The organism is Janthinobacterium sp. GW823-FHT06H09 (assembly GCF_058794735.1).
Window position 1 is genome coordinate 14,194 of record NZ_JBXAHC010000004.1, and the last position, 23,046, is coordinate 37,239.

The 23,046-nt window shown below is 62.6% G+C and carries 18 protein-coding genes; 5 read left to right on the forward strand and 13 right to left on the reverse strand.

The features are described from left to right. Nucleotides 1-144 precede the first annotated feature (144 nt). Nucleotides 145-795 carry a hypothetical protein gene (locus AC1Q6X_RS07135; protein ID WP_139143061.1) on the forward strand — a complete coding sequence of 217 codons (651 nt, stop codon included), beginning with the start codon at nt 145-147 and terminating at the stop codon, nt 793-795. On the opposite strand, the gene AC1Q6X_RS07140 is transcribed toward AC1Q6X_RS07135, so the two are convergent. From AC1Q6X_RS07140 to lptF, 4 genes are read right to left on the reverse strand one after another with little or no spacing between them, the layout of a single operon-like run. Then, a complete protein-coding gene (locus AC1Q6X_RS07140; protein WP_492496085.1) occupies nt 792-1,760 on the reverse strand; it encodes a stealth family protein in 969 nt (322 codons plus the stop codon). The genes AC1Q6X_RS07135 and AC1Q6X_RS07140 overlap by 4 nt on opposite strands. Beyond that, nucleotides 1,757-2,164, reverse strand: a complete 408-nt coding sequence (locus AC1Q6X_RS07145; protein WP_070219474.1) for a sirohydrochlorin chelatase — start codon at nt 2,162-2,164, stop codon at nt 1,757-1,759. The genes AC1Q6X_RS07140 and AC1Q6X_RS07145 overlap by 4 nt, the downstream gene beginning before the upstream one ends. Next, the gene (gene lptG / locus AC1Q6X_RS07150) at nt 2,164-3,333 is read right to left on the reverse strand and encodes an LPS export ABC transporter permease LptG (RefSeq protein WP_070219475.1); all 1,170 of its coding nucleotides are present in this window, start codon (nt 3,331-3,333) and stop codon (nt 2,164-2,166) included. Before lptG ends, AC1Q6X_RS07145 begins: the two co-directional genes overlap by 1 nt. Then, nucleotides 3,330-4,475, reverse strand: a complete 1,146-nt coding sequence (gene lptF / locus AC1Q6X_RS07155) for an LPS export ABC transporter permease LptF (RefSeq protein ID WP_230504047.1) — start codon at nt 4,473-4,475, stop codon at nt 3,330-3,332. Before lptF ends, lptG begins: the two co-directional genes overlap by 4 nt. Nucleotides 4,476-4,542: 67 nt before the next feature. On the opposite strand from lptF, the gene AC1Q6X_RS07160 reads away from it, so the two are divergent. Beyond that, entirely contained in the window at nt 4,543-6,036 is a 1,494-nt protein-coding gene (locus AC1Q6X_RS07160) for a leucyl aminopeptidase (protein ID WP_492496088.1), read from the forward strand. A 189-nt stretch (nt 6,037-6,225) separates the two neighbouring features. Here AC1Q6X_RS07160 and AC1Q6X_RS07165 read toward each other — a convergent pair whose 3' ends face one another. The 4 genes from AC1Q6X_RS07165 to AC1Q6X_RS07180 are packed head-to-tail and all read right to left on the reverse strand — an operon-like array spanning nt 6,226 to nt 7,848. Then, nucleotides 6,226-6,762, reverse strand: coding sequence for a hypothetical protein (locus AC1Q6X_RS07165; protein WP_070290518.1), 537 nt, complete (start codon nt 6,760-6,762; stop codon nt 6,226-6,228). Nucleotides 6,763-6,773: 11 nt separating this feature from the next. Beyond that, the gene (locus tag AC1Q6X_RS07170) at nt 6,774-7,244 is read right to left on the reverse strand and encodes a CreA family protein (protein WP_070219479.1); all 471 of its coding nucleotides are present in this window, start codon (nt 7,242-7,244) and stop codon (nt 6,774-6,776) included. Nucleotides 7,245-7,277: 33 nt separating this feature from the next. Continuing rightward, on the reverse strand, nt 7,278-7,466 hold the full coding sequence (locus tag AC1Q6X_RS07175) for a DUF1653 domain-containing protein (protein WP_034782199.1): 189 nt from the start codon (nt 7,464-7,466) through the stop codon (nt 7,278-7,280). A 10-nt stretch (nt 7,467-7,476) separates the two neighbouring features. Then, a complete protein-coding gene (locus tag AC1Q6X_RS07180) occupies nt 7,477-7,848 on the reverse strand; it encodes a phiTE_015 family protein (RefSeq protein WP_070219480.1) in 372 nt (123 codons plus the stop codon). Nucleotides 7,849-8,418: 570 nt separating this feature from the next. On the opposite strand from AC1Q6X_RS07180, the gene xth reads away from it, so the two are divergent. Continuing rightward, nucleotides 8,419-9,183: an exodeoxyribonuclease III gene (gene xth / locus AC1Q6X_RS07185; RefSeq protein WP_492496091.1), complete on the forward strand. Its 765-nt coding sequence runs from the start codon at nt 8,419-8,421 to the stop codon at nt 9,181-9,183. Here xth and AC1Q6X_RS07190 read toward each other — a convergent pair. Then, entirely contained in the window at nt 9,180-12,842 is a 3,663-nt protein-coding gene (locus AC1Q6X_RS07190) for a sensor domain-containing protein (RefSeq protein WP_492496093.1), read from the reverse strand. The two genes, xth and AC1Q6X_RS07190, sit on opposite strands and share 4 nt — an antisense overlap. 209 nt (nt 12,843-13,051) lie before the next feature. Between AC1Q6X_RS07190 and prpR the strand changes: the two genes are divergently transcribed. Next, nucleotides 13,052-14,677, forward strand: a complete 1,626-nt coding sequence (gene prpR / locus AC1Q6X_RS07195) for a propionate catabolism operon regulatory protein PrpR (RefSeq protein ID WP_492496095.1) — start codon at nt 13,052-13,054, stop codon at nt 14,675-14,677. Between the two features lie 201 nt (nt 14,678-14,878). Here the strand turns inward: prpR and AC1Q6X_RS07200 are convergent, their stop codons facing one another. The 3 genes from AC1Q6X_RS07200 to clpS all read right to left on the reverse strand — a co-directional run bounded on the left by AC1Q6X_RS07200 (nt 14,879) and on the right by clpS (nt 21,003). Continuing rightward, on the reverse strand, nt 14,879-18,232 hold the full coding sequence (locus tag AC1Q6X_RS07200; RefSeq protein ID WP_492496097.1) for a S41 family peptidase: 3,354 nt from the start codon (nt 18,230-18,232) through the stop codon (nt 14,879-14,881). A 171-nt stretch (nt 18,233-18,403) separates the two neighbouring features. Next, nucleotides 18,404-20,704, reverse strand: coding sequence for an ATP-dependent Clp protease ATP-binding subunit ClpA (gene clpA / locus AC1Q6X_RS07205; protein WP_475415190.1), 2,301 nt, complete (start codon nt 20,702-20,704; stop codon nt 18,404-18,406). Beyond that, complete coding sequence (gene clpS, locus AC1Q6X_RS07210) at nt 20,701-21,003, reverse strand: ATP-dependent Clp protease adapter ClpS (RefSeq protein WP_070221390.1); 303 nt, start codon at nt 21,001-21,003, stop codon at nt 20,701-20,703. Before clpS ends, clpA begins: the two co-directional genes overlap by 4 nt. Before the next feature lie 321 nt (nt 21,004-21,324). On the opposite strand from clpS, the gene cspE reads away from it, so the two are divergent. Then, nucleotides 21,325-21,528, forward strand: a complete 204-nt coding sequence (gene cspE / locus AC1Q6X_RS07215; protein WP_010395943.1) for a transcription antiterminator/RNA stability regulator CspE — start codon at nt 21,325-21,327, stop codon at nt 21,526-21,528. Between the two features lie 88 nt (nt 21,529-21,616). Here the strand turns inward: cspE and icd are convergent, their stop codons facing one another. Continuing rightward, nucleotides 21,617-22,870 carry an NADP-dependent isocitrate dehydrogenase gene (gene icd, locus AC1Q6X_RS07220; RefSeq protein WP_070221389.1) on the reverse strand — a complete coding sequence of 418 codons (1,254 nt, stop codon included), beginning with the start codon at nt 22,868-22,870 and terminating at the stop codon, nt 21,617-21,619. Nucleotides 22,871-23,046: the final 176 nt, after the last annotated feature.

A 23,046-nucleotide genomic window follows, 5' to 3' on the forward strand; every position in this document is an offset into this window, starting at 1 on the left:
AGAAGTTGTTGCGTGATAGCAATAAATTCACGCTTCGCCCCGCCATAGCGCTTGCCGTGCGGTATCCCGGCTGACCCTCCCCGAAAAAAGCTGCGCCCGCAGGCTGCAATACCGCGCCGCGCAACTTTAGCCTTACGACCACACATGAATTTCACCTCCATGCGCGAAGCCCTGACTTCGCTCAGCCGCAGCAATGTCGGCGTCGCCAGCGCCGTGCTGCTCAGCATGCTCGCCTCCATCGCCCTGTGGACGGTCTTCCCGAATATCGACGACGAAAACCATTTGCTGGAATGGCTGCAGGCGCTGTTCCTGGCCCTGGCTTGCACCGTGCACGGCGTGCGCGCCTGGCAAGAGACTGACCGCCAGTCCCTGCGCTTCCTCATGCATGCGGGCCTGTGCGCGCTGCTGTTCGGCTTCCTGCTGCGCGAACTCGATATCGATCAGTTCGGCACGGCGCCCGCCTGGGCGCAGCTGGAAAAAGCCCTGCGTCTGGTGGAGTTGCTGATCCTGATACGCTTGCTGATCTTCTTCGCGCCGCGCGCGCGCAAGGTGTTTGCCCATGCGCCGCAGATTTTCAGCATGCGCATCACCATCCTGACGGCCATCGGCGGCTTGCTGATGGTCGCTGGCTGGCCTTTCGACAAGAAAGTCTTTCATGGCATGCCGGACGCCTACGCGCTGCTCGGTGAGGAAGTGCTCGAATTGGGCGCCTATTTGCTGCTGTTCCTCGCTTCGCTGTCCGACAGCACGGCCGCCGCCCGCATCAGCCTGGCGCCGAAGAAGAAAGCGGCTTAAGCAACTTCAAACGATGACGGCAGCGGCAGCAGCCGCTGCAAGGTAGCGGCCACGCGCAGCAGGCGCGGGTCGTCGTCCCCGGCCTCGTCGCAGGTATCGTTGATGCAGAAAAACGGCAAGCTGCCGAAACGCGCCGCCAGTTCCTCAAGCTGCTGCGGCGCCTGCGCATCGCCGCTGGCGATATGCAGCGGGTCGAGCATGCGCGAGCGCGCAATCCCCTGATGCACCATCCAGCGCGGCACCAGGTCGGGCAGCAATGCCGGCACCTGCCACGAACGGAACACCGTCTCGCGCACAGCGGCAAACATGGCCGGCGCCAGCCCTTCCAGCGCATGCAGCGCGCTTTTCAGCATGGGCCGCGGCGCATGCGCATACAGGCGCGGTTCATGCAGGTAAGCGGGGTACTGCGACGACAGCCATTGCCGCGACAAGGTCGCGCAATTGACGGGCGCAGCCACGTCGGCGCGCAAGCCCGGCACATCATCGTGCAGCGCGCTCTCCGTGAAAACACTCAAACGCCGGTCCCCTTCTCCGCCAAACCAGAATGCAGGCTCGAACGGCGCGCCGAAAAATACGTCGTCGTTCAGATACAGGAAGCGTTCGGACAATCCCGGAATATGGTGCAGGTACGATTCGATATGACCGGAGTCGAACACCGGCAGGGAGGCATCGGGCATCAGGCTCGCATGGTCGATCACCGTCAGGCGCTTTGATGCGCGCAGCCAGTGGGGCACTTGCCGGTCCGTCAGCAGATAGATGTGGCCATGGCCGGGAAAGAAGCGCTCGAGCGCGCGCAGGTTGTAGCGCAGTTCGCCGTTGTCGCGGTAGCGCCCCGCCACGTTGCCGTGCAGGGCCAGCTGGCCGGGATGCGCCGGCGCCCAAACGGCATAGGCGTGTCGCCGGCGCGCGCGCCAAGCGGGATCGGCGCCGTCTACCCACAGGTAGACGATGTCGATGCCGCTCAAGGCAAAGGGCTGGAACCTGGCGCCGCCACGCAGTAATCGGCGATGGCGGCGAGCACGCTGGCGTTCTCGCCCACCGCCTCGACCACCTTCAGGCGCAGTGCCGGATGCTGCTGGCGCAGTTCTTCCAGCAGCAACGGCAAGTCGCGCAGCACATGCCCGCCCTGCCCCAGGAACACGGGTACCACGGTGACGTCGAGGATGGCGCCGGCGGGCAGCTCGGCCAGCAGGCTCGCCACCAGCTCGGGCAGGCGTGGCGTCATCAGTTCCAGGAAGGCCAGGTGCACGCTGGCGCCGGGCATGCGCGCCTGTGTCAGGTCGCGCAGCCGCTCGAAGGGGGCGGCCCACGATGCGGCGCGCGCGCCATGGGCAAACAAGATCAATGCCTGTTTCACGTTCGTCTCCATCAGTGCCGCTCCACCCACCACAGGGCGCCCAGCGCCAGCAGCAGATACAGGGCGCTCGGCGCCACCGCCGTCAGGAAGGCGGGCCAGGTGCTGAGCAAGCCAAGATGCGAGAACAGGGTGTTGACCAGCATGAAGCTCACGCCGATCATGATGCCGATGAAGATCTTCAGGCTGATGCCGCCGCTGCGCGTATGCATGTAGGCGAACGGCAGGGCCAGCGCCATCAGCACGAAGATGGCCAGCGGATCGATCAGTTTTTTCCAGAAAGCGATGCGGAAACGCTCGGTTTCCTGCTTGTTCTCGGCCAGGTGGCGCGTGTACACGGCCAGTTCGCTGGCCGACATGCGCTCGGGGTCGGACGCCGACACCGTCAGGATCTTCGGCGTCACCTCCGACGTCATGTCCTTGCTGGCGCTCTGCACCGTGCGCACCAGGCTCGTTTCCTGCCCATAGTAGTTCGCCAGCTTTGGCTCGAAGCCAGGCGAGGTGGCCGCGCTGTTCGAGAACGAGGTTTCCGTCACATCGGTCAGACGCCAGATATTATTGCCCTGATACGTCGCGCCTTTGGCCACGGTCAGGGTGCGCAAACGCATATCGGTGTCGAATTCATACAGCTTGACGTTTTTCAGCTGGCCGTCCGCACGCGCTTCGCCCACATTGAAAAAGCGCGAGCCGGTGACGGTACCCGTCAGGCCGTCGCTCTTGACCATGTCCTTGGTCCACAGGCCCGAGCGAAACTCGCTCGACACGGCCGCGCCGCGCGAGGTCAGCTTGAGGCGTTCGGCCAGCGGCTCCGTGCGCGGCGTGATCACCTCGCCGAAGATGAAGGTGATGACGACGAAGACGATACCGATGCGGAACAGGAAACCGGCGGCCATCGCCGTCGACATGCTCGATGCGCGCATGATGGTAAATTCGGAACTGGCGGCAAACTGCGCCATCGTGTAGATGGTGCCGATCAGCGCCGCGATCGGCATCACCTCGTACACGTGCCCCGGCACCAGCACCAGCACATACAGGAAGGCATACTGGATGGTGTAGCCGTTGCGGCCCACCTTGGGCAACTCGCCCGTCAGGTCGATGAAGGCTTGCAGTGCCAAAAAGGCCAGCAGCACGAACAGCACCGCCTGGAATATCGAGACCGCAAAATAGCGCTGTAAAATCTTCATTTCGGTACCGCTTTACTTATATTGCCGGCGCGGCGCGCGCGCTTGAAAGCCGCCAGCAGGACCAGCGGATGATAGCGGTGGTTCACATTCAGGCGCCACGCAAACAGCGCCACCACGGCCAGCGCCGCCAGCAGGTGCAGCGGCCACCAGGCCAGACCGAAGGTCAGGCGCCCCTGTTTCACGCTCGCTTCGACGACCTTGATCAGATTGCTGTAGGTGAAGAAAATCAGCAGGGCGATGATCAGATTGGCCGAACTGCCGGCACGCGGATTGACAAAGCCCAGCGGAATGGCCAGCAGGATCAGCATCAGGCCGATCAACGGCGCACTGACCCGCCACAGCAACTCGGCCATGGTGTAGGGATTCGGATCGGCGACCAGGGCCATGGTGCTCATGGCGCGCACGCCCAGTTCCGCGCCCAGTTCCTGCTGCTTGCTCTCGATGCGCATGATGTACTGCTCGAACTCCATGGTCTGGAAGTCCGCCTGTGTCGGCACGCCCTGGTAGCGGCGGCCGCTCTTGAGCACCAGGAAGCGTTCGCCCTTGGCGTCGGTATTGATCACGCCTTCCTTCGCGACGACGACGACGGCGCTGCCTTTTTCATCGACGGTATTGACGAAGACGTTCTGCACCACGTTCTTTTCGCCGCTGGCGCCCTCGACGAAAAAGATGCGGTTGCTGCCGGCCGATTCGCGGAACTGGCCCGGCGTGACTTTCTGCAGGTCTTCGCGCTTTTCAAAGCGCGCCACATATTCATCGCTTTTCTTTTGCGCCCACGGCGTGGCGTACAAACTCAGGACGCCGGTGGCCAGCACCAGCGGCAGGCCGAAGCTGAGCACGGGCCAGATCCAGCGCGACAGGCTCAGGCCCGAGGCGAACCACACCACCATCTCCGACTCCTTGTAGCTGCGCGTGACGACCATCAGCACCGAAATGAATCCGGTGAGGATGATGATGGTGGGCAGCTGCATCAGGGCGGAAAAGACCATCAGGGACATGACGTCGGCCGACGCGATCTTGCCGCCCGCCGCCTTGCCGAGAATACCGATCAGCATCCAGGTGAGCAGGATGCTGAACAAAACAGTGAAGGTGGCCCCGGCGGCACTAGCCAATTCACGTCGAAGGGCGCGTTGAAAGATCATTCGGAGTTTATAATTCGGGTCAGTTAGTTGAGTAACACGTTACTAGTAAATGAAAACGGAGAACCAAATGGACTTTAGCATAAAAGCATTCGATACCAAGAGCACCCTCGGCACGGCCAAAAGCGGATGCATCGCGGTCGCGGTATTCGAAAACAAAAAACTGTCGCCAGCGGCAAAATCGCTGGACAGCAAGGGTGCGATTTCGGCTGCGCTGAAGTCCGGCGACATCAGCGGCAAGCCTGGCAGCACCTTGCTGCTGCGCGCAGTCGATGGCGTCGCCGCCGAACGTGTTCTGCTGGTAGGCATGGGCAGCGATGACACTGTCAGCGAAAAAAGCTTCGCAACCGGCGTACAAGCCGCGCTGAAGGCCTTCGGCTCGCTGGGCGCTGCGGACGCCATTATCGCATTACCGCTGGCTGAAGTGAAAGAGCGCGACGTAAATTGGGCAATCCGTTGCGTGGTGCAAGCAGCACATGACAGCGAATACCGCTGCGACTCGCAAAAAAGCAAAAAAGATCCGGCGCCGGCAGGCGTGCGCAAGATCATCCTGGCAGCGCCAGCAACGGCAGGCACGCGCGGCGCGCTGGCACAAGCCATCGCCATCGCCAACGGTTCCGACCTGACGCGCAAGCTGGGCGACCTGCCGGCGAACATCGCCAATCCGACCTACCTGGCCAGCACGGCCAAGCAGCTGGCCAAGGACTACAAGTTCGAAGTCGAAGTGCTGGACCGCAAGCAGCTCGAAGCGCTGAAGATGGGCAGCTTCCTGTCCGTCACCAACGGCAGCGAGCAGCCGCCGAAATTCATCGTCCTGAAACACATGGGCGGCAAGGCCAAGGATGCGCCGGTGGTCCTGGTCGGCAAGGGCATCACCTTCGACACGGGCGGCATTTCGATCAAGGCCGGTCCTGGCATGGATGAAATGAAGTACGACATGTGCGGCGCCGCCTCGGTACTGGGCACCTTCCGCGCCATCGGCGAAATGAACCTGAAGCTGAACGTCATCGGCGTCATCGCCGCATGCGAAAACATGCCGTCGGGCCGCGCCACCAAGCCGGGCGACATCGTCACCTCCATGAACGGCCTGACCATCGAAGTGCTGAACACGGACGCCGAAGGCCGTCTGGTGCTGTGCGACGCGCTGACCTACGCCGAACGCTTCAAGCCGGCAGCCGTGGTCGATATCGCCACCCTGACGGGCGCTTGCGTCGTCGCCCTGGGCCACCACAACAGCGGCCTGTTTACGCGCAGCGATGCGGCGCATGACCAGCTGGCCAATGAACTGCTGGCAGCGGGCAAGCAATCGAGCGACACGGCATGGCGCATGCCGATCGAAGAGGCGTACAACGAACAGCTGAAGTCGAACTTCGCCGACCTGGCCAACATCGGCACGCCAGGCGGCGGCTCGGTAACGGCAGCGGCCTTCCTGGAAAACTTCACCAAGAAGTACACCTGGGCGCATCTGGACATCGCCGGCACGGCATGGAAATCGGGCGGATCGAAGGGCGCGACCGGCCGTCCAGTACCACTCTTGACCACGTTCCTGATCAACCGCGTCTAAGAGAACGCCGGATCAAACCTGCTGCGCGGGGCGATTGGCGGCCGGCGATGCTCGCTGTACATAAAGTACAGCTGCGCTTCTCGGCCACCACTAGCTCCCGCTCGCTACGGTTTTGTCAGGCGTCGTTACGCAAGAAGACAGCCGCCACGGTCACTGACCCTGGCGGTTTTTTCATGCGTAGCGTATTAATCAGTAGACGACGGGATTGGGCAACGGCGACGGTGCCACCTTGGGCTGCACCACCGTTTCCGGCACGGCGGCCGGCGGCGGCTTCACGGCGACGGGTGCGGGCGGCGGCGCCAGACGGGCCGGGTCTTGCATGACGATGGTCAGGATCGATGGGTAGTCGAAGCCGGCGCCCGTGTTGCGGTCGACGAAATAGCCGACGCCCAGGGTCAGGATGACATTGCCCCATACGCTGCCATTGAGCTTGGGATCGATGTGGTCGTCCGTCGCGATGGCGGGCGAACCGTGCTTGCGGCAATCGACTTTCAACGGTTCCTGGCTCTTGCGGATGGTGATGCGTCCCGGCGTGGTGACGAACCACTTGCCCACGTCGTTGCTGAGGATGCAGCCGGCGCCCGTCAGTTCGCGGTTGTCCTGGATGGTTTGCACCAGCACCATCTGGTCCGTGTTGCCCGTCAGGGTGGCGCAGCCGCCCAGGCCAAACAGCAGCAGCGTCCTGGCGGCAAAGGCGGCAAGGGCGGCAGACGATGGCACGCGCATGGGAAGCTCGCTTAACGGACGGGGATCGGCTGGTCGCCAGGCACGGCGACGGCGGTGACGCTGTTTTTCGGGCTGCCCTCGATCAGGCGGTCGGAATACACGAGGTAGACCAGCGCATTGCGCTTGCTGTCGACCATGCGCACGACGCGCACGTGCTTGAAGAAGATCGAGGCGCGCTCGGTGAACACTTCTTCCTGGCGCGGCAGCTTGCCCTTGAATTGCAGCGGCCCCACCTGGCGGCAAGCCACGGCCGCATCGGCCTTGTCTTCGGCCAGGCCGACGGCGCCCTTGATGCCGCCCGTCTTGGCGCGCGACAGATAGCAGCTGACGCCGGCGACGCGCGGATCATCATACGCTTCAACGACAATTTTATGGTCAGGGCCGATCAGTTTGAAGACCGTATCGACCGAACCGATGGTTTCGGCATGCGCCGCGGCGCAGGCAAAGCCCAGCACCAAAGCGGCAGGCAGCAATTTACGCATGAAAAGTATCCCGGGCACGCACGCAGGCGGCCATCAGTTGATGGGAGCGAAACGCTGGACCATGACGCCTTCGACTTCGATCAGTTGAAAAAAAACGTCTTTCGGACGGGTCCAGATGGAACCGTCGGCGGCGCGATAGACGATCATCGGCGTCAGATCCGCTTCCAGCGTGGCTTCGCACACGAGTTCGTAAATGCCGCCCTTATAGTGCCGATAACGCATCGCCGTCCCCTCAAGCCGTTGAATCTTCGCTCTTGTCGTCGGCCAGCGCCTTCTGCTTCTGCTTCAGGCCCTGGATCACTTTCAGTATGCCTTCCATGCCGGCCGCGCCATCGGCGCCGCTGAAGGCGTCGAGCACCTCATTGAGCACCTTGTTGCGTACGGTCGCTTCATCGGAGGACATTTCCAGCGCGCGCTGGGCTTTCGCCGCCTTTTCGGCCGCGCTCACGCGCGGCTTGGTCGCCGTCTTGCCATGCGTCAGAGCTGCCTGCCAGATAACCCAGCGGCGCTGGGTCTCGAAAATCAGGTACTCATCCGGTTTGTCTTCTCTTCGCCGCACAATGTGGCCGTCACGCTGCGCCCACGCTTCAAATGCAGTTCGCATTTTCTTCCTTTGCAAATGCTACGCGCAAGTCTCACTATTAAAACTGCAACATTTCAAAATAGTACCATCTATTGATGTCGCAAAACAGTCTCATAGATACAGTACTGCAATTTATATAACAAGTCTGGCGGCGCCAGGGACGGAATTAACGTTCCATCCCCGGCACAGTGGTCATGTAATCGGAATAGCAATTACAACTAATTACAACTGCTTCCTGTTCGGTTCTTAACTTGGCTGTAACAAAGCCGTGTGACACAGTTGTTACATTGTGCCATTTTAGTAGTTTTTATCGCGTTTTAGCGAGAAACTTTACACCTTTGTCGCGCCCAACGGCAAGACGCAGCCTGCCATGCCAGCCACTTATGCCAAATCAAACATAGGGGTTGATCAATGATACACAAAAACATAATATTCATGCGCCACGATTGGTTAAATGCAAATACTTTGTTAACACGGCTTTTTCCCCGCCCGTCAATCAAGCCCATGCCCGGCAGGCGGGGCAGGACGCCATCGACACGCATGCGGTAAGATTCGCGCCTATCGTCACCTACTCAAGCAAGGATTTTTCCCATGAAACTCGCCACCTGGAACGTCAACTCGCTCAAAGTGCGCCTGCCGCAAGTGCTGCAGTGGCTGACCGACAACCCGGTCGACATACTGTGCCTGCAAGAAACCAAGCTCACGGACGACAAGTTCCCCGTCGCCGAGATCGAGGCGGCCGGCTACCAGGTGGTCTTCAGCGGCCAGAAGACCTACAACGGCGTGGCCATCCTGTCGAAGCTGCCGATCACCGACGTGGTAAAGAACAACCCGCGCTATGACGATGCGCAGCAGCGCATCCTGGCCGCCACCATAGGCGGCGTGCGGGTCGTCTGCGCCTACGTGCCGAACGGCCAGAGCGTCGACTCGGACAAATACGAATACAAGCTGGGCTGGCTGTCCGCCCTGCACGACTGGCTGGCCGAAGAAGCGCAGCAGCACCCGCAGCTGGCCGTCGTCGGCGACTACAATATCGCGCCCGACGACCGCGACGTGCACGATCCCGTCGCCTGGGCAGGCCAGGTGCTGGTCTCGGACAAGGAACGCGCTGCCCTGCAGCGCCTGTTCGACATCGGCTTGACGGACGCTTTCCGCCTGTTCGAACAGGCGGAAAAATCGTTCAGCTGGTGGGATTACCGCCAGCTGGGCTTCCGCCTGAACAAGGGCCTGCGCATCGATCACATCCTGCTTTCGCCCGCTCTCGCAGCCCGCTGCAAGGCCTGCGTGATCGACCGCGTGCCGCGCAAGTGGGAACAGCCGTCCGATCATGCGCCGGTCGTGGCGACGATTGATTAATTAAGGGCTATCCGCTCCAGCAAGGCCTGCGCATTGACCGCCGGCACGGGCGCGGAAAACAGATAGCCCTGCGCATAGCGGCAACCGTTCGCCTGCAGCAGCGCGAACTGCTCCTCCGTTTCCACGCCCTCGGCCACGGCCGACAATTGCAGGCTGTCGGCCAGCGCGATGATGGCCGACACGATGGCGCGGTCTTCCGCGCTGTGCTCGAGGTCCTTGATGAAGGCGCGGTCGATCTTGACCTTCTTCACGGGGAAGCGCTTCAGGTAGGCCAGGCTGGAATAACCGGTGCCGAAATCGTCGATCGACAGGCGCAGGCCCATGCCATTGATCTGCCGCAGGATCTCCAGGGTATGCTCGCCGTGCTGCATCAGCGCCGTCTCGGTGATCTCGAATTCCAGCAGCGACGGATCGATCCCCGTTTCCCGCACCACGGCGCCAATCGCCGCCACCAGGCCCTTGTGCATGAACTGGCGCGGCGACAGATTCACGGCCAGCGGCACCGGCTGCAAGCCCTGGCGCTGCCAGGCCATGCTTTGCTCGCACGCCTGGCGCATCACCCACTCGCCCACCGGCACGATCAAGCCGTTTTCTTCCATGATGGGGATGAAGCGGTCCGGCAGCACCAGGCCGTGGCCGGGGCGGCGCCAGCGCAGCAGCACTTCCATGCCGTGCAGCCGGCGCGTGGCGATATCGATGACCGGCTGGTAAAACAGTTCAAACTGCTGCAGCGCCAGCGCCGTGCGCAAGCTGCTTTCCAGATCAAAATGCAAGGCCGCCGCCTGGTTCATCGTCTGCGTGAAGAACTGGTAGTTGTTGCGGCCATTGCCCTTGGCGTGGTACATGGCCGCATCGGCATGGCGCATCAGGGCATCGACATCGCCGCCGTCGTCCGGATACACGCAGATGCCGATCGACGGCGTCACGTGCAGCACGTGGCCGTCGAGCGGAAAGGCGGGCGTGAGCGCCTCGATGATCTTCTCGGCCACGCGCGCCGCTTCCTCGCCGCCACGGATGCCCGGCACCAGCACGACGAATTCATCGCCGCCCAGGCGCGCCACCGTGTCGCTGGCGCGCACGGCGCCGCACAGCCGCGCGGCCACTTCCTTGAGCAGCAGATCGCCCGTCATGTGGCCCAGCGAATCGTTGATGGTCTTGAAACGATCGAGGTCGATGAACATCACGGCCAGCTTGCGCTCCGAGCGCTGCGAGGCCAGCATGGCCCGTTCCAGCCGGTCCGACAGCAGCGCGCGGTTCGGCAAGCCCGTCAGGTTGTCGTGGTAAGCCATGTGGTGCACCCGCGCCTCAGCCTGGCGCCGCTCGACGATTTCGCCCTGCAGCAGCAGGTTGGCGCCGGCCAGTTCGGCCGTGCGTTCCTGCACGCGCAATTCCAGTTCGTCGCGCGCGCGGCGCACCGCCTCGGCCGCCTCGCGGCGCGCCGTCACGTCGTCGACCAGCCACACGGAACGGCCATGCGCATGCGCCAGGTCGAACGGCCGGCCGGACAGGCGCGCCCAGAAGCGGCTGCCATCCTTGCGCACCAGCTGGTATTCCGACATGTGCACCCTGCCCGCATCGAAATCGCGCGCCGTCTCGCCGCGCGCCACCTTCCACGCGGCCACGTCCGGATACAGGGCCTGCACCGACAGGCCGTTGATCTCGCCCGGTCCATAGCCGAACAGCTCTTCCATCTTGCTGTTGGCGCGCAAATTGTAGCCCCCCTCTATCACCGAGATGCCCAGCACGGCGCTGTCGAGGATGGCCTGGTTTTCCAGCAGCGCGTTGCGCAGCGATTCTTCGGCGCGCTTGGCTTCCGTGCGGTCCTCGATGATCCAGATGGTGCCGGCGGCCGGGTCGTCCGGGTTGACGACATAGGCGATCAGCTGCGCCCACAGAGTGCTGCCGTCGCGGCGCATCATCTCCACTTCCGTCTGGAAGGGCTTGCCGACGGACAGGAAGGGAAACGCGGCCGCGCCCAATAAATCGTACGATTGCTGCGACACGTACAGCGCGCGCCCCGGCAGGCCCAGCGCCTCGTCGCCGCTGTAGCCGAACATCGCGGCAAAGCCCAGGTTATAGCGCGTGATCTGGCGGTTTTTGGTGTACAGGATGCTGACCGAGGCATTCGTCATGATGGCCGCCACCTCCATCTGCGCCTGGCGGCTGGCCGTGATGTCTTCGAGGATCCAGATGGCGCCCTGCTCGCTGTGCGCCTGGTCAACGGCCTTGGCGCGGATGCGGCACCAGAACAGGCTGCCATCGCGGCGGCGGAACAGCGATTCGTCCTGCTCGTACGGCAAGCCCTGTCCCAGCAGCGGCGTCGCTTGCACGCCGAATGCCTCGTAGGCGGCCGGCGAGGGAAACAGTTCGGCGGCGGGCATGCCCGTCATCTCCTCCTGCGCATAGCCGAACATTTCGGCGAAGCGGGGATTGCAGCGCAGGATCAGGCGTGAACGCGAAAACAGGATGCCGACGGAGGCATTATCGAGGATGGCCTGCTGCTCGAGCATCAGCTGGCGCGTCGCCTCCTCGGCCGCCTTTTGCGCGCTGCGGTCATCGAACAGCCAGATCGTGTCGCGCAGCGCGCGGTCGGGCTGGTTTTCCGGGTTCAGCACATAGCCGTAGGCCAGCGCCCAGAAGGTCGAACCGTCGCGGCGGCGCATCTCCATCTCGCCCTGAAACGGCAGGCCGCGCCGCAGCAGGGGCGCAGCCTGCCGCACGACGTTCTCGTAGGCCGCGCGCGACGGATACAGGTCGGCGACGGCCAGGCCCACGCCGCTGTCGCCATCGAAGCCGAAGCATTCTGCGAAGCGCCGGTTGTAGCGCAGCACGCCCTTGTCGCGCTGGAAGCCGATGGCCAGCGGCGCGTTGTCCATCACGGCCTGCATTTCCAGCATGGCACGGCGCAGCTGGTCTTCATCACGCCGGTGGTCGCTGATATCCTCGATGATCCAGACCGTGCCGTCATGCGTATTCAAGGGATCGACGGCGCGCCCGTGCAGGCGGCTCCAGAACAGGGTGCCGTCCTGGCGCCGCAATTCCAGCTCCGTGCGGTACGGCTTGCCCTTCGACAGCAGCGGCGCCGCTTCCAGTCCCAGCGCGCGGCAATGCTCGGCGGAGCGGTACAGCACCGCGCCCGGCATGCCCGTCAGCTGGTGGCGCGCATAGCCGAGCATCTCGGCGGCGCGGATATTGCATTCCTCGATAAAGCCGCCCTTGGAAAAGATGATGCCGACGGCCGCGCTTTCCAGGATGGCCTGCTGTTCCAGCAAGGTCTTGCGCAGGGCTTGCTGGTCGCGCTGCTGCACGCGGATGTCGGCAAACACGAGGGTCGCGCCCGGCAAGCCATCGTCCATCAGCAGCGGCCTCGACCATACCTGCACGGCGATGGCGCCCGCCTCCCCTTGCAGGCTGCTGTCCCACTGCCGCTCGCGCCCGGCCGCGCCGAGCGCGCCGCGCAGCATGCTGGTGCTCGACGCGCGGTAGGCGTCCGTAAAACAGTCGGCCAGCAGCCGGCCCGATATATCCCTGCCCAGCAAGGACTGCAAGGCGCCATTCGCGGCCACCACCATGCCGCAGGCATCGCAGGCGCAAGCAGGCAAGGCGATCAGCTGCAAGGCATCGGCGATGAAATCGGGACTGGTCGGTACGCGGTTCATGGACACCATGGTTCGGTTGTTGGCGGTCGAAATGTACCTGGGCAATATATTCATCAGGCATCATAGTGCTGTTAGATCATAAACCAGTTTCCCGGGGTTTTTTCATATTCCTTACTGGCAATATCTGAAACGCCACAGACCACGTGCAACACGCTTGTTGCAACGCCGTTGCACAGCAAAAATATGAAACAAATCGTTTAGAATAAAGCATGCGCCGCCCTCCCCAACCTCCGCTCGACCACCGCGACAAACCCGTCATCTGGACGGTTTCCGTCTCGCGGCTGTTCGATCTGTTCCGCGACATCACGCTCGAATACGACGACCTGGCGACGATCGAGCCGATCAACCTGGGCTTCGACGACGCCGTGCGCCACATCCGCGAACGCATGGCCACGGAGCGCTGCGACGCCGTCATTGCGGCCGGTTCCAACGGCGCCTACCTGAAAGGCCGGCTGTCGGTACCCGTCATCATCGCCAAGGCCAGCGGCTACGACGTGATGCAGGCGCTGGCGCGCGCGCGGCGCATCTCGCCGCACATCGGCGTCGTCACCTACCAGGATCCGATGCCGGAACTGGGCGAATTTGCCGCCACCTTCGGCTTCCAGATCGCGCAGCGCACCTACGCCACCGAGGAAGACGCGCGCGCGCAGATCAATGAACTGAAGGCCGAGGGCGTCAAAGCCGTCGTCGGCGCGGGCCTCGTCACCGACCTGGCCGAAGAGGCGGGACTGGCAGCCGTCTTCGTGTATTCGGCCACGGCCATCCGGCGCGCCTTCGACGACGCGCTGGAACTGGCGCGCCTGACGCAGATCGAATCGAACCGGGGGCGGCGCGCGGTGGTGGCCGACACCCTGCGCGCGCGCCACGGCCTGCACGATTTGCGCGGCGAATCGGAGGCGATGGAAGCGCTGCGCCAGTCGGTGGTGCTGTATGCGCGGTCGCCGGCGACGGTGCTGATCCAGGGCGAGACGGGCAGCGGCAAAGAACTGGTGGCGCAGGCCATCCACCGGGAAAGCCCGCGCAGCCTGGGCGCGAACCGGCCCTTCATCGCCATCAATTGCGGCGCCATCGCCGAATCCCTGCTGGAATCGGAACTGTTCGGCCACGAGGACGGGGCGTTCACGGGCGCGCGCCGGGGCGGCCATGCGGGCCTGTTCGAAGCGGCCAACCACGGCACCCTGTTCCTCGACGAAATCGGCGAAATGCCGCTGGCCCTGCAAACGCGGCTGCTGCGCGTGCTGGAAGAGCGCGAAGTGGTGCGCGTGGGCGGCACGCGGCCCATCGCCATCAACGTGCGCATCATCAGCGCCACGCACTGCGACCTGGAACAGCGCATCCGCGAAGGCCGCTTCCGCGCCGACCTGTTCTACCGCCTGGCCGTGCTGCGCCTGCATTTGCCCGCCTTGCGCGAACGCGCCAGCGACATTCCCGGCCTGGCCGAATGGTCGCTGAAAAACGCGCTGGCCGCACTGGGCGCCCGTCCGCACCCCAACCTGCACGCGGAAATCCAGGCTTGCGCGCCGCTGCTGCGCCGCTACGACTGGCCCGGCAACGTGCGCGAACTGCGCAACCTGGCCGAGCGCCTGGCCCTGTTCCTGGCAGCCGAACCGCTGCAGGCGCTCACGCCCGCCTTCGTGCTGGGCGTGGCGCCGGAACTGGCCAACGCCGCCGGCACGGCCGCGCTGCCGCCGGCGCCTGCCGCCACCGCGCCGCCGCGCCTGGAAGACGAAAGCGCCAGCGCCGTACTGGCGCGCTTCGGCGGGCGCCGCGACGCCGCCGCCCAATACCTCGGCATCAGCCGCACCACGCTGTGGCGCCGCCTGCGCGCCGGCTGATTTTTCGGCCATACAAAAAAACCGTGGACGGCAGGCCTCACCCGCACGATCTATGGCAGCGCGGCACGGGACACGGCGGCGCGGGCGGCACCAGCGGACTGCCTTGCACCAGGACGTGCCGTCCACCGCCGACCTGCGCCATCACGAGCAGTACGGCTATCTGGTGCCACGCGTCAAGACCGCCTGCAGCCTGTAACGGAATTACTTCAGCGCGGGGATCGGCTGCGCCTGGAACGCGGGGCGCGGCTGCTCCTTGAGCTTTTTCGCCAACATGTCGAGCGCCACTTCCAGCTGGCGGTCGGCGCCATTGAAGGTGGCGTGCGGCGGGTTTTCCACCTCGAAGTCCGGCACTACGCCCACGCCTTCGATCAGCCACTGTCCATCGATGCCGAACTGGCCGTTTTCCGCCACGCGCGCCATGCCATTGTCGGCCAGGCGCGTATTGTCGCTGAGCCAGACGCCGGCGCCGGCCGTGCGCTTGCCCACCAGCGGCGCCAGTTTCAATGCCTTGATGCCGGCCGCGAAGGTCTCGCCATCGGAATACGTGAGTTCATCGACCAGCACCACCAGGTGGCCGCGGAAGGTGTTCTGCATGTTCGACGACGGCTGCACGCCCGGCGGCGCCCAGTAGGCCCAGGCCTTGCGCAGCAGCTTTTCGATGATCCAGCTGTCGATATTGCCGCCGTTATTGCGCCGCACGTCGATGATCAGGCCTTCGCGGTTGATGTTGGCGTAAAAATCGCGCGCGAACGAGGCGATGTCGTTGGCGCCCATGGCGCGCAGGTGCAGGTAGCCGATGCGCCCCTGCGAGGCGGCGGCCACCTGCTCGGCGCGGCTCAATTCCCAGTCGCCATAGCGCAGCGCCGTCTGTTTCGCCATGTTGACGGGCGTGACGATGACGGCGCGCGGCGCGCCCTTGCCACGTTTGACTTGCAGCAGCACCTGCTTGTCGGCCTGGTTCAGCAGCAGGTCGCTGATGTCGCGCGCGGCCAGCACGTCCTTGCCGTTGACGGCCGTGATCACGTCGCCCTCCTTCACATCCACCTCGGGCCGCGACAGCGGAGCGCGCGCCGAGGGCAGTTCCGCTTCGCTGCGGTAGACATGCTCGACCCGGTAGCCCTCGCTGGTGCGCGCCAGCACGGCGCCCAGACCAGCCGGCGCGCCTTCCTGCTCCGTGCGGCGCAATTCACCGGGACGTATCTGCGAATGCAGGGCGCCCACTTCGGCCACCATCATGCCCAGCACGTCATTGAGCTCGGCCCGGTCCGTGACCCGCTCGACCAGCGGCGCATACTTTTCGCGCACCGCCTTCCAGTCCACGCCGCGCATTTTCGCGTCGTACAGGAAATCGCGGTGCAGACGCCACGCATCGTTGAACATCTGCTTCCACTCCAGACGCGGGTTCGACACAAACGTCCAGTCGTCGACTTTTACTTTCGCCTTCGACAGGTCGGACGGCAGCTTGGCGCCCGCCTCGATCACCAGCATCTCGCCCGGGCCGGTGGCTGCCGCGCTGGTTGCTGTCCTGTAATACAAATGCTTTTTATCCTGTGCCAGGTCGAATTCGCGCACATTGGCCACCAGCAGTTCCGGCTTGGAGCCGGTATTACCAATCGCTAAGGTCTTCAGGCTGGACTTGTTCTCGCCGCTTTCCCGTTCGAGGAAATACAGGCGCTTGTCATCGATGGCCAGCGCACTGTAATTGCCGGCCGCTAGCGGCACTTCGTACAGGCGCTCGGCCAGTCCCTTGAAGACGACGTCCGGCAGGGCGGCCGGCGCTTTCTTCACGGCCGACTTGCCGCCGGCCTTTTCCAATGCCTTTTCCGCCGCCGATTCGGCCGCCTTTTCATCATCCGTTTCGGCCGGTTTCACTCCCGGACGGCTCAGTTCATCGTCGGGCTGGAACGGGAAACGGTTGCCCGGCTGCAGCGCCAGCGCATACACGCCGATGCGCTTGTCGAACACGGGGCCCATGTTGCGGTCGCCCCACGGCGAACCGTTGGCCAGCTGGAAATTGCGCGCCGACATGAAATACAGCCAGCGCCCGTCCGGCGAAAACACGGGCGAAGCGGAGGTATAGCGGTCGCTGGTGACGAACTGCAGCTGCTTCGATGCGAGGTTGTACAAGCCGATCTGCTCGCGCTGCTCGTTGCTGGCCACGCGCACGATGGCCAGGTTGCGGCTGTCGGGCGACCATTGCACTTCGTCGTGCTTGTCCACGCCCGCCTTGCCCGCATCGTCGATCAGCTGATTGCCCCTGGTCGCCAGGTCCAGCAGCCAGAAACGGCCCTTCTTGTCCGTGTGCGCCAGCCAACGCCCGTCCGGCGACGGATACAGCTTCCAGCGGTGATTATCTCCCTGCGTCGTAAGCTGCTCGCCCTTGCCCGAGCCGTCGGCCGCGTACTTCCAGATTTCGTTTTCTCCGCTCGTGTCGACGATGGCGAACACGGATTTCTCGTCGCTGGAAAAGACGGCATCGCGCGCCCGCGCCCCGTCGGGAATGGCGATGTCGACTCTGCGCAGGCGGCCCGTGCCGGCGATGCTGACCTTGCCGCGCGCCGTCAGGATGATGCGCTCGTCCTTGCCCGACAGCTGCACATTGCTCAAGGTGTCGAGCGGCGAGCGGATCTGGCGCGCGCGCTGCTGGTCGAAATCGGAGACAAGGCTGATCGGCAATGGCGATGAATCCGTCCCTGCGACCAGGTCCAGCACCCGCAGGTCTGCGCCCAATTGATACACAATCTTGCCGTCGCCCAGCTGCGCGTTGCGCACGTCCCACTGCGTGTGGCTGGTCAACGCGCGGCGGTCGGAGCCGTCGGGCAGCATGCTCCACAGGTTGTCGCTGCCGCCCTCGTCACTGATGTAATACACGCGGCCCTGCCACCACATGGGGCGCTTGTTGTTGCCTGCCAACACAGCGGGCTCCGCGTGCATGCGCACGGCCTCGCCCTTGCCGTCGAGCTCATAGCGCCACAAGGTGGCATGCGCGCCGCCCCGGTAGTTGCGCACATTGTCATTCGTCATGGCCAGGCCGAAACGCGTGAAGAACAGGGTCTTGCCGGCGTCGTCGAGCACGGCGTCGTTGGCGTCGGCCACGGGAAACACGCGCCGCGTCTGTTTCACGGGATCGATGGCGGCGACGATGCGGCGCGAGGCGGGACCGTCCGTATTTTGCGTGCTGACCAGCACCTCGCCCTGCGCCGTCCAGCCCAGCACCAGCACGCCGCCATTGTCAAATGAAATACGGCGCGGCAAGCCACCGGCCAGCGGCATCACATACGCTTCCTGCGCCCCCTCATAGGCGGCGGAAAACGCCAGGCACTGGCCGTCGCGAGAAATCGCCGCGTTCGTTTCATAGCCGGGATGCGTGGTCAGACGCTGGGCCGCGCCACCGCGCAGATTGCTTTTCCACAAATCGCCTTCGGCCGTGAAGACGACGGTATCGCCGCGCACGGCGGGAAAGCGGAAATAACTGCCGGCGGGCGCGGCAGCGGCGGCGTTGCCCAGCAAGCCGGCGGACAACAGGAGCAAGGAGAGATTGCGGGAAATTTTCATGTGGCATCCAGATAGCGGTCAGGTGGCATGGACATCATGTCGATACCGGACAGCAATTCTGGCATAACTACGACCAAAGAAAACCTTCTTAAAACCTTCTTTATTGCCCATAAAAACGTAAAAAAAACCGCGCCACTTGCGTGGGCGGGTTTTTCGTTGACGGCAGGAAGCTTACTCGACTTCCACCGTTTCCGGTGCTGCCGTCGGCGCCGCGTCTGGCGGTTCCGGGAATTCCAGCAAGACCTGCTCCTTGTCGTCGAGGTCGACGGTGACCCGTCCACCCGTGACCAGGCGGCCGAACAGCAGTTCGTCGGCCAGCGCCTTGCGGATCATGTCCTGGATCAAACGCGCCATCGGCCGCGCACCCATCAGCGGATCGAAACCTTTCTTGCCGAGGAAAGCACGCAGCTTCTCGGTAAACACGGCTTCGACCTTTTTCTCGTGCAACTGTTCTTCCAGTTGCATCAGGAACTTGTCGACCACGCGCAGGATGATTTCCTGGTCCAGCGCGCGGAAGCTGATGGTCGCGTCGATGCGGTTGCGGAACTCCGGCGTAAACATGCGCTTGATGTCGGCCATCTCGTCGCCCGCCTGCTTCGAATTCGTGAAGCCTATCGACGTCTTTTGCAAGCTTTCCGCGCCCGCATTCGTCGTCATGATGATGATCACGTTGCGGAAATCGGCTTTGCGGCCATTGTTGTCCGTCAAGGTGCCATGGTCCATGACTTGCAGCAGGATATTGAAAATGTCCGGATGGGCTTTTTCAATTTCATCGAGCAGCAAGACCGCATGCGGTTTCTTGGTGATCGCTTCCGTCAGCAGGCCGCCCTGGTCGAAACCGACGTAGCCCGGCGGCGCGCCGATCAGGCGGCTGACGGCGTGGCGTTCCATGTATTCCGACATGTCGAAACGGATCAGCTCGATGCCGAGGATGAAGGCCAATTGCTTGGCCACCTCGGTCTTGCCGACGCCGGTCGGACCGGAGAACAGGAAGGAGCCGATCGGCTTGTCCGTCTTGCCCAGGCCGGCACGCGCCATCTTGATGGCCGAGGCCAGCGCGTCGATGGCAGGATCTTGCCCGAACACGACATTGCGCAAGTCGCGGTCGATCGTCTGCAGCTTGCTGCGGTCGTCCTGGTTGACCGTTTGCGGCGGAATACGGGCGATCTTGGCGATGATGTCCTCGATCTCGGCCTTGCCGATGGTTTTCTTTTGCTTCGACTTCGGCAGGATGCGCTGCGCCGCGCCCGCTTCATCGATGACGTCGATCGCCTTGTCGGGCAAATGGCGGTCGTTGATGAAGCGCGCCGCCAGTTCGGCCGCCGTCGACAGGGCCGAGGCCGAGTATTTGACGCCGTGGTGCTCTTCGAAGCGCGACTTGAGGCCGCGCAAGATCTGCACGGTTTGCTCGACGGTCGGCTCGTTGACGTCCACTTTCTGGAAGCGGCGGGAGAGCGCATGGTCTTTCTCGAACACGCCGCGGAATTCCGTGTACGTGGTCGCGCCGATGCACTTCAATTGACCATTCGCCAGTGCCGGTTTCAGCAGGTTGGATGCATCGAGGGTACCGCCCGACGCCGAGCCCGCACCGATGATGGTGTGGATCTCGTCGATGAACAGGATGCCGTTCGGATTGTCCTTCAACTGTTTCAGCACGGCTTTCAGGCGCTGCTCGAAGTCGCCGCGGTATTTGGTTCCGGCCAGCAAGGCGCCCATGTCCAGCGAATACACGACGGCATTCTGCAGGATTTCCGGCACATCGCTTTGCGTGATGCGGTAGGCCAGGCCTTCGGCGATGGCCGTCTTGCCCACGCCCGCCTCGCCGACCAGCAGCGGATTGTTCTTGCGGCGGCGGCACAGGATCTGGATCACGCGGTCGACTTCTTCCTCGCGCCCGATCAGCGGGTCGATCTTGCCTTCGGCAGCGGCCTTGTTCAGGTTTTGCGTGAACTGGTCGAGCGGGCTTTCCTTCGGCTGGCCATCGACGGGCGCTTCTTCCACGCCTTCGGAGGCTTTCGCGCTTTCCGTCGACTGGTCCTTGCGCACGCCGTGCGAGATGAAATTGACCACGTCCAGGCGTGTCACGCCCTGCTGGTGCAGGTAGTAGACCGCATGCGAATCCTTTTCGCCGAAGATGGCCACCAGCACATTGGCGCCCGTGACTTCCTTCTTGCCGTTCGAGGCGGACTGGACGTGCATGATGGCGCGCTGAATCACGCGCTGGAAACCAAGCGTCGGCTGGGTGTCGACTTCGCCCGTGCCAGGCACGGTCGGCGTGTTATCGCCGATGAAATTGGTGAGGGTCTTGCGCAGGTCTTCTATATTGACCGCGCAGGCACGCAATACCTCGGCAGCGGAGGGATTGTCCAGCAGTGCCAGCAGTAAATGCTCAACCGTGATGAATTCGTGCCGTGCCTGCCGAGCTTCGACAAACGCCATGTGCAAACTTACTTCTAATTCCTGCGCAATCATACTTCCTCCATCACGCACTGCAGGGGGTGCCCCGCCTTGCGCGCATGCGTTAAAACGAACTCCACTTTGGTACACGCTATATCTTTAGAGAACACGCCGCACACTCCTTTGCCGTAGCGATGAACACTGAGCATGATTTGCGTCGCCGTTTCACGGTCCTTGTTGAAATACTCCTGAATGATGGCCACCACAAATTCCATCGGGGTGTAGTCGTCATTGAGCAAGGCTACCTGATAGAGCGGCGGCGGCTTCAGCACTTGCCGCTCCAGCAGGGTTTCTGAGTCGTGCTTGGTTGCCATACGCTTATTCTAATGCTTTCACAGTGGTTGTCATGCGCAATATCTACGCCTTTCCAATTGTTTTCAATCTTACGCGTTTTCTTAATAGTGCGCAGATGGCGACCTTGCTGTCAAAATCAAGAGTTGCTTTTTTGGTCGTCGTGAAGAATTTGTCAATATCGATGGAAAAGCGCTTGACTTCATTATTTATTCCGCCAACAATGCTGTATCGACTGTTGCAGTAATGTACAGCTTGATAAGAAGTGAGACGTCGAGGAGGGGGCAAGAAGCTTCTTGCTTTTATGGCTCGTGTGATTTGTTTTAATTTTGAAAGTTCTTTTTATGGCAACAGGTACAGTTAAGTGGTTCAATGATTCCAAAGGTTTTGGCTTCATCACTCCAGATGATGGCGGCGAAGATTTGTTTGCTCATTTCTCCGCAATCAACATGAACGGTTTCAAGACCCTCAAAGAAGGTCAAAAAGTTCAATTCGAAGTCACGCAAGGCCCTAAAGGCAAGCAAGCTTCCAACATCCAAGCAGCCTAAGCATCGCCGGCCCTCAGATGTGAAAAGCCCCGTTGTCAAACGGGGTTTTTTTTCGTCCGCAGGGTGCCCAGCACCCTGCCCCCGCTTATTACATGTGCTCGATCATCACGTCGCCGAAACCGGAACACGACACTTGCGTCGCGCCTTCCATCAGGCGGGCGAAATCGTAGGTGACGCGCTTCGAGGCGATCGACTTTTGCATCGAAGAAATGATCAGGTCGGCCGCTTCCAGCCAGCCCATGTGGCGCAGCATCATTTCCGCCGACAAAATCAAGGAACCGGGGTTCACGTAATCCTTGCCCGCGTACTTCGGCGCCGTGCCGTGCGTCGCTTCGAACATGGCAACGGAATCGGACAGGTTCGCGCCCGGCGCGATGCCGATGCCGCCCACTTGCGCCGCCAGCGCGTCGGAAATGTAATCGCCGTTCAGATTCAGGGTCGCGATGACGCTGTATTCGGCCGGACGCAGCAAAATCTGTTGCAGGAACGCGTCAGCGATCGAATCCTTGACGATGATGTCGCGGCCCGTCTTCGGATTCTTGAACTTGCACCATGGGCCGCCATCGATCAGCTCGGCGCCGAATTCCTTTTGCGCCAGCGCATACGCCCAGTCGCGGAAACCGCCTTCCGTGTATTTCATGATGTTGCCTTTATGCACGATCGTCACGGAAGGCTTGTCATTGTCGATCGCGTACTGGATGGCCTTGCGCACGAGGCGCTCCGTGCCTTCGATGGACACGGGCTTGATGCCCAGGCCCGAGGTGGCCGGGAAGCGGATTTTCGTCACGCCCATTTCATTGACGAGGAAATCCATCAGTTTCTTCGCTTCGGGCGAGCCCTGCTGGTACTCGATGCCGGCGTAGATATCTTCCGAATTTTCGCGGAAAATCACCATGTCCGTCTTTTCCGGCTCTTTCACGGGCGATGGCACGCCTGTGAAGTAGCGCACGGGACGCAGGCAGACGTACAGATCGAGCTGTTGGCGCAGCGCCACGTTCAGCGAGCGGATGCCGCCGCCGACGGGCGTCGTCAGCGGGCCCTTGATGGAGACCACGTAATCTTTCAGCACTTGCAAGGTTTCTTCCGGCAGCCACACATCGGGGCCGTACACATTCGTCGATTTCTCGCCCGCGTAGATTTCCATCCAGCTGATCTTGCGTGCGCCGCCGTAGGCCTTGGCCACGGCAGCGTCGATCACCTTGATCATGACCGGGCTGATATCGATGCCCGTGCCATCGCCTTCAATGAAGGGAACGATGGGATTATCTGGTACATTCAGCGAAAAATCGGCGTTGACGGTGATTTTTTGGCCGTCAGCAGGTACAGTGATATGTTGATACATCGTGATCTCCGAAGTGGGACACACCGCTGGCGGGTAACACTGGCCGGCGACGCGCTCTGCGGTTGCAGAGTTTACAAAAACAAGTCCGAACAGGGCGGCAATAAGGCACTTTAGCAGGGAAAGAACAGCCGGGTCATCCGCGGCGCCAAAGAACCTCGTTGCCATATCGCCTACGT